This is a genomic window from Pseudoalteromonas sp. SR43-5, assembly GCF_014163835.1.
GTDB lineage: Bacteria > Pseudomonadota > Gammaproteobacteria > Enterobacterales > Alteromonadaceae > Pseudoalteromonas > Pseudoalteromonas distincta.
The window spans coordinates 93141-100671 of sequence record NZ_JACJEA010000018.1; the positions used below are offsets into that span (position 1 = coordinate 93141).

5 protein-coding genes are annotated in these 7531 nt (G+C 39.1%); 2 read left to right on the top strand and 3 right to left on the bottom strand.

Features of this window, described 5'->3' with window-relative positions; genetic code table 11:
* The first annotated feature begins 499 nt into the window (after window positions 1-499).
* On the top strand, window positions 500-2047 hold the full coding sequence (locus H5090_RS12320; protein WP_182695840.1) for a methyl-accepting chemotaxis protein: 1548 nt from the start codon (window positions 500-502) through the stop codon (window positions 2045-2047).
* A 52-nt stretch (window positions 2048-2099) separates the two neighbouring features.
* Here H5090_RS12320 and clpB read toward each other — a convergent pair whose 3' ends face one another.
* The 3 genes from clpB to rluD all read right to left on the bottom strand — a co-directional run bounded on the left by clpB (window position 2100) and on the right by rluD (window position 6481).
* Window positions 2100-4676, bottom strand: coding sequence for an ATP-dependent chaperone ClpB (gene clpB / locus H5090_RS12325; protein WP_002962207.1), 2577 nt, complete (start codon window positions 4674-4676; stop codon window positions 2100-2102).
* A gap of 96 nt (window positions 4677-4772) precedes the next feature.
* The gene (gene pgeF, locus H5090_RS12330; protein WP_182695841.1) at window positions 4773-5504 is read right to left on the bottom strand and encodes a peptidoglycan editing factor PgeF; all 732 of its coding nucleotides are present in this window, start codon (window positions 5502-5504) and stop codon (window positions 4773-4775) included.
* The gene (rluD, locus tag H5090_RS12335; protein ID WP_024596579.1) at window positions 5504-6481 is read right to left on the bottom strand and encodes a 23S rRNA pseudouridine(1911/1915/1917) synthase RluD; all 978 of its coding nucleotides are present in this window, start codon (window positions 6479-6481) and stop codon (window positions 5504-5506) included. The genes pgeF and rluD overlap by 1 nt, the downstream gene beginning before the upstream one ends.
* A gap of 141 nt (window positions 6482-6622) precedes the next feature.
* Between rluD and H5090_RS12340 the strand changes: the two genes are divergently transcribed.
* Window positions 6623-7387 carry an outer membrane protein assembly factor BamD gene (locus H5090_RS12340; protein WP_002962210.1) on the top strand — a complete coding sequence of 255 codons (765 nt, stop codon included), beginning with the start codon at window positions 6623-6625 and terminating at the stop codon, window positions 7385-7387.
* Window positions 7388-7531: the final 144 nt, after the last annotated feature.

The window sequence follows — 7531 nt, forward strand, 5'->3', positions numbered from 1 at the left end:
ATGATCATTGTATCGCATTAAATAGCGCATTCACTGCGTTGAAAATTACTCATATAGAACAACTACATGTCATAATTTTCGCCTTGCTATTGTGCTATTTTCTTAGCGCTATAATAGATCACTTATTTAATACAACTGGTATAAATTGCTAAGAACTATATAACTTTTCAAATTTAATAATTATTTCCCCACTTTATACATGCACTTAATATGACCAACATCATTATATTAAGTCGTAATATTGCCATTGCTATGTGCATTATACAAATGCTTTAAATACGTATTTAATTATAAATCAAATAAGTAAAATATCAGCTTAAAGTAATAGACCGGAACTTATGCAAAATCAGTTCAATTTAGCTGTCCGGTATTTAAACTTGATCTAGATCAATAAATACAATTATTTGTCTTATGAGCATAGAAGGAAGGACGCTATTTTTTGCTTTGTAGAGTGTAAGCAATATAATGACTGCAACAATAAAGGATGATAATAAATACAATGCACAATGATAAAAGCTTAAAAAATGAAGAAGTATACTTTGATGAATCACAAGAGCTGGTTTCCACTACTGATCTTAAAGGTGTAATAACATACGTCAATCAAGCGTTTTGTGCTGTAGCAGGATATAGCGCACAAGAGCTTATCGGTCAGCATCATAATATTGTTCGCCACCCTGATATGCCAAAAGCAGCCTTTAAAGAAATGTGGGCAACATTAAAACAAGAACACTCGTGGCGCGGTATGGTTAAAAACCGCTGTAAAGATGGCCGCTATTACTGGGTAGATGCCTTTGTAACCCCCATTTTTGAACATGGCCGACTTGTTGGTTATCAATCTGTAAGAACCAAAGCAAGCTCTCAACTTAAGCACCGTGCACAAACACTTTACAACAAAATAAATACCAACAAGTCATTATTTAAACTACGAGAACACACCACAATACGACAAAGCCTTACTTTTATAAGTCTATTATTTTGGCTGATTTTTATTGCTGTCGCGGCATCAATCACCATTGCTGCAATTAGCCTATTTATTTGTGCTTTAGTTATTGTGCTAAATTATGACGAACTCATTGTTACCCCTAAAATATTACGCGAACAAAAAGCAAAAGCCGATTCAATCTCTCGTTATATTTACAGCGGCCATACACCGCACAGTGTAAGTGATTATAGAGAGCAAATGCTAAGTGCAAAATTGCGCACAGTTCTTGGCCGTATGAAAGACTCAACATTAAGCTTTAATGGCATCGCGACTGATTTAGACAAACAATCAACACTCACCGAAAAAGGGATTTCTTCTCAAGGTGAGCGTTTAGAACAAATTGCATCAGCGATGACTCAAATGAGTTCTACCATTGGTGAAATATCAGTAAATACCGCTCAAACAGCGGATAAAGTGAATAACACCCATCAAAGTTGCTCAGAGATAAAAGACCACATTGCTGATAATAGTAAAATGGTATCTGACTTAGCTTCTCAAGTAGAACAAGCTGCAAATACAGCCACCAGCTTAGCCTCTGAAGCAGATAAAATTGGTAAGGTAATGAGTGAAATAGAAGGAATTGCCGATCAAACTAACTTACTTGCTCTTAATGCAGCGATTGAAGCAGCTAGAGCGGGAGAACATGGTCGAGGCTTTGCTGTAGTCGCCGATGAGGTAAGGACTCTTTCGTCACGCACTCAAAATGCTACGACACAAATCCATAGTTCTATTAAAGAAATACAAGACACTTTATTTAGCTGGTCCAAAGTAATGCAAAGCACTAAAGCACAAGCCGATAACTGTGTTTTGACAACCGATAAAACCCAAGTTGAATTAGAGGATATTTTTATCCAAATCAGTGAAATATCTCACTTGGCAATACAAATATCATCCGCTGCAGAAGAGCAACAAATGGTTAGTAACGACATTAGTAATAATGTTTCGCAAATTAAAGATTTTGGCGATAACAACTTAAGTTTAAGCTTTAATGTGGCAAAAGGTGCAGCTGAGCTTGTTGAAGGCTCACGTAGAGTGAATGATTTATTACTAACCTTTAAAGTTTAACAAACATAAAAAAGCCGCTATTTTAGCGGCTTTAGAGTTTAATTATTTACAATCAGCGTTTGGTAAATACCAAAGAGTCGTCATTTGCATCAATAACAATCACGCTACCTGGTATGTAGTCCCCATTAAGTAGCTTTTGTGCTAGCGGATTTTCAATCGTTTGCTGAATAGCACGCTTAAGCGGGCGTGCACCGTACACAGGATCAAACCCACTTGCTGCAATTCGCTCAAGTGCAGCATCGCTTATTTCAAGCAGATACCCCATCTCTGTTAAACGCTCACGTAATTTCATTAACTGAATATCAGCTATTTCTTTTATATGCTCGTTTGCTAACGGGTGGAATACAACAGTCTCGTCAATACGGTTAATAAACTCAGGTCTAAACTCATTAATCAATACTTCCATTACTTTAGCTTTAAGGGTCGTATAGTCATTATTCCCCGCTTGTTCTTGGATAATATCTGAGCCTAAATTTGATGTCATGATAATAACAGTATTTTTAAAATCAACGGTTCTACCTTGTCCGTCAGTTAATCGGCCATCATCTAACACTTGCAGTAAAATGTTAAACACATCTGGGTGTGCTTTTTCTATTTCATCAAGCAATATAACTGAGTAAGGTTTACGACGAACAGCTTCTGTTAAATAACCGCCCTCTTCATAACCCACATAACCTGGAGGTGCGCCCACTAGGCGTGCAACTGAGTGCTTTTCCATAAACTCAGACATGTCGATACGTACCATGGCATCTTCGGTATCAAACATAAAACCTGCCAGTGCTTTTGTTAGCTCGGTTTTACCCACACCTGTTGGACCTAAAAACAAGAAAGAACCAATTGGGCGATTAGGATCTGCAAGTCCTGCACGTGAGCGTCGTATTGCGTTAGCAACAGCAACGACCGCTTCATCTTGCCCTATTACTTTACTGTGTAACTTATCTTCCATTTGCAGCAGCTTTTCACGCTCACCTTGTAGCATTCTTGCAACAGGAATACCTGTCCAGCGAGATAAAATTTCAGCAATTTCATCCTCACCTACTTGGTTCTTAAGCAGAGTCATTTCTTGCATTTCAGCTTGTGAGGCTAAATCAAGTTTTCGTTCAAGCTCTGGAATTCGCCCATATTGCAGCTCTGACATACGCTGTAAATCACTTGCTCTTCGCGCTACATCTAAATCTAATCTTGCTTGTTCAAGTTCGGCTTTAATTACTTGTGTACCTTGAAGCGATGCTTTTTCAGCATTCCAAATTTCGTCTAGTTCACGATATTGTCCATCAAGGTCGGTGATCAACTCTTGCATTTCAGTGCGACGTTTTTGACTCGCCTCATCTTTTTCTTTAGCAAGTGCATTATCTTCTAATTTTAATTGGATAATACGACGCTCAAGCTTATCTAACGACTCTGGTTTTGAATCAATTTGTAATCGAATTGAAGAACCCGCTTCGTCAATTAAATCAATTGCTTTATCTGGTAACTGACGATCGCTAATGTAGCGGTGAGATAACTGCGCCGCAGCAACTATCGCGGGATCAGTAATTTCTACTGAATGATGTAGCTCATATCGCTCTTTTAAGCCACGCAATATTGCAATGGTATCTTCAACCGACGGCTCTTCAATGAGTACCTTTTGGAATCGACGCTCAAGTGCTGCGTCTTTCTCTATATATTTACGGTATTCATCAAGCGTGGTTGCGCCAACACAGTGTAATTCACCGCGTGCTAAAGCAGGTTTTAGCATATTGCCCGCATCCATTGCGCCATCACTTTTGCCTGCACCCACAATAGTATGTATTTCATCAATAAATAAAATAACTTGGCCTTCTTCTTTAGCCAATTCGTTTAGCACTGATTTTAAACGCTCTTCAAATTCACCGCGATATTTAGCGCCCGCAACTAGTGCTCCTAAATCAAGCGATAAAACACGTTTGTTTTTTAATCCTTCGGGTACTTCACCATTAATAATACGCTGTGCTAAACCTTCTGCTATTGCTGTTTTACCAACACCTGGTTCACCGATTAATACAGGGTTATTTTTAGTGCGCCGTTGTAGTACTTGAATCGTGCGGCGAATTTCGTCATCTCGACCTATTACAGGGTCAAGCTTACCTTGCTCTGCTCGCTCAGTTAGATCAATCGTGTACTTTTCAAGCGCTTGACGTGTTTCTTCGGCATTTGGGTCATCAACTTTTTGACCGCCGCGAATCGCTTTAATTGCAGTTTCAATTTTAGTCGAGGTAATATTTAACGATCTGAATATATCGCCAAGTGGACCTTTATCGTCGCATGCTGCCAGTACAAATAATTCACTTGAAATGTATTTGTCTTTGCGTTTTTGTGCATACTTGTCACATAGGTTAATAAGTGAAGCCATATTATTTGATAGCTGCACATCGCCACCTACACCTTCTACTTTAAATAGTTTTTCTATTTCTTGTGAAAGCTTGGTGTTAAGTTCATCTGCGCTGACCCCCGTTTGGGCAAATAACGCGCGCACACTGGAGCCGCTTTGCTGCAGTAATGAATACATTAAATGTACGGGTTCAATAAATTGATGGTCGCGGCCAAGGGCTAGCGATTGCGCATCAGAAAGCGCAGATTGAAATTTACTTGTAAATCTATCTAAACGCATGGTGTTACCTATTAAATAATCTAATTGCTTAATTAATGGGTATGTTTAGGTGTTTGTTCAAGGTGTAGAGAGAAATATAATAGCTAAAGGTGCTAATTACTTGCGCCAGATCAAACTTGCCATACGTCCGGTTTGTCCATCCCGTCGATAAGAAAAAAATAAGTCACTTTGAGAGACTGTACAATAGTCGCCGCCTGTAATCTTTTTAACGCCTTGCTGGGTAAGTAAAGTACGCGCAATGCCATAAATATCAGCAAGATATTTGCTATTAGCTTGTGGTGTAAATGCTTGAATAAATGAAGAAGACCTTTTTTGAAATAACTCAAACACTTCACCCCCAACCTCAAATTGAGTTGGCCCAATTGCAGGCCCTAGCCAAGCATTTATATTTTCATACTTTGAGCTAAAACATTCTAAAGTATTTTTAATAATTCCCTGCTCAAGCCCTCGCCAGCCGCCATGTATAGCTGCAACTTCCTTTTCATCATCACTCACTAATAAAATAGGCAAGCAATCGGCAGTCATGATAGCCAAAGGCTGATTTAATAACTGAGTATAAAGCGCATCAGCATTGTGTAACTTATTAGAGTCAAAATGTTCATCAACAATAACAACCTCAGAGCTATGAACTTGATTTAGCCACACGGCAGATTTAGGTAAGTGTTTGGTTAATAGTGAGCGGTTTTTTGATACATGATCTTGATTATCTCCAACATGGTATCCCAAATTGAAACTTTCAAATGGGGTTTTTGAAACACCACCTCCACAAGTAGTACTTAACGTTCCTACTTTATGAAGGTTTTGCCATGTCGCTGACAATAAGTGCATTATCTATCGATATCAGGATTAGCTTTAGTATCTTCACGTAGTGCATGTGTCATAGCAACCATATCGTCAGGGATAGGAGCTTGCCATGTCATCATTTCACCCGTGATTGGATGCGCAATACTTAATTTTACGGCATGTAGTGCTTGGCGTCTAAAGCTACGAAGTAACTCAAATAACTCAGGTGTTGCACCTTTAGGTGGACGCGGACGGCCGCCATAAGATTGATCGCCAATTAGCGGATGATTTAAATGTGCCATATGCACACGAATTTGGTGAGTACGGCCTGTTTCTAGGCGCAGACGTAAACGAGTATGAGCACGGAACTTTTCAGCAACACGGTAATGCGTAATTGCCGGTTTACCCAGTTCATGTACGGCCATATGCGTACGCTGCGTAGGATGGCGGCCAATTGCTTTTTCAACCATACCACCAGCAGTCATGGTGCCATTACACAGTGCTTCATATTCACGAGTGAAATTTTCGCGCTTTTGTAGTGCTTTCACTAAATGCGTTTGAGCCTGAATCGTTTTAGCTACAACCATTAAACCGGTCGTGTCTTTATCTAAACGATGTACAATACCTGCGCGTGGCACGTTAATTATTTCAGGGTAGTAATGTAGCAATGCGTTTAGCACTGTTCCATTAGGGTTACCCGCACCAGGGTGAACCACTAGGCCCATTGGTTTATTAATTACCAAAATATCATCGTCTTCATAAACAATGTTTAATTTGATATCTTGTGCTTCGTATTCGCGTGGTGCTTCAATTGTTGTTTCAACACTTACAACTTCACCACCTAGTAGCTTTTCGCGTGGAGTGTTGAAAATTTCACCGTCTACGGTGATTTTATCATCCAATATCCACGTTTTTATACGAGAACGTGAATAATCAGGGAACAATTGTGCTAATACTTGGTCTAGACGTTTACCACCTAATTCGGTTGGAACGTCGGCTTGAAGAGAAATTTGCTCTGACATTAGTAACTTTACCCAATTTACCAGTGCAAGCTTTGCTCGACTGGGTTAGAATCGCTTTTAATAAAAGCATAATATAATACGCATAGTTTACTCGGTTTTACCGACTTGGCCTAGCCGAAGACATCGAAGGTAACAAATAAAATGATAAATAAAATAGGGAAACGTGCATTTGCCATTGTTTTTTCAGTTTCTGTACTTAGTTTAGGCGCTTGTTCGTCTGCTCCAGACCAAGAAGACATTCAACGTGTACCGAATAAGTCTGCACACGCTTTATATGAAGATGCAAAAGAAACGCTAGATTCTGGTTTATATGCTCGTGCAATTGAACTTTTGAGTGCTATAGACTCTCGCTACCCATTTGGCCCATTCTCTAAGCAAGTACAAATGGACTTAGTCTATGCACATTATCAATCAGGTAATACTGAACAAGCACTTGCAACCATTGACCGCTTTATTCGCTTAAACCCAAATCATAAAGATTTAGACTACATGTATTACATGCGTGGTTTAGTAAATATTAAAGCAGATAAAAATGCGTTCCAAGAGTACTTTGGTGTAGATAGAGCCGACCGTGATGCTAACCGTACTCGTGTTGCATTTACAGATTTATCGACATTAGTAAAACGTTTTCCAAAAAGTGATTACGCGCCTGAAGCTAAGCGTCGTTTAGTGTGGCTTTTAAACCGCATGGCACGTTATGAATTAAAAGTAGCAACTTACTATTACGAACGTGAAGCTTATTTAGCTGCTGCTAATAGAGGTAAGTTTGTTGTTGAGCATTATTCACAAAGCAGTTACTTAGATCCCGCGCTTGAAATGATGGAGAAAAGTTACGACCAATTAGGTTTAACTGAGCTTAGTGAGCACGCAAAGCAAACACGAAAACTAAATAAAAGAACTAAATAAATAAAAAAGGCGCTTACTAAAGCTGTCTCTTATACACAAATCCCTGCTAAGAAATTAGCGGGGATTTTTTTGAACTAAATCTCAATGTCATGATCAGATCTTCAAATCTTGTTTGAGGGCACATTATGATTAACGAACATACTC